Raw genomic sequence first — 229 nt, forward strand, 5'->3', positions numbered from 1 at the left:
TTGCGGTGAACCAAGGACATCGCCCCGTTTCCGGGACTCGACCATCGAGAAAGAAGTTATACTCGCGTCGCTTGCGCGCCGCTCGTATACCCTCGAGGGTCTTGCATAAGGTTTCTTGGGTTACCCAGCGCACTGGATAACCAGTGGTGGGCTGAAATGGACTCGAACCATCGACCTCTCGGTTATCAGCCGAGTGCTCTAACCAGCTGAGCTATCAGCCCAAATGGTG

The 229-nt window shown here is 55.5% G+C and carries 1 tRNA gene; it reads right to left on the minus strand.

What is annotated here, in order from left to right:
- Positions 1-144: 144 nt before the first annotated feature.
- Positions 145-221 (minus strand) — tRNA-Ile (locus H6B10_RS16580).
- Between the last annotated feature and the right edge of the window lie 8 nt (positions 222-229).

The sequence above is a fragment of the Gemmiger formicilis genome (genome assembly GCF_016901605.1).
Taxonomy (GTDB): domain Bacteria; phylum Bacillota; class Clostridia; order Oscillospirales; family Ruminococcaceae; genus Gemmiger; species Gemmiger formicilis_B.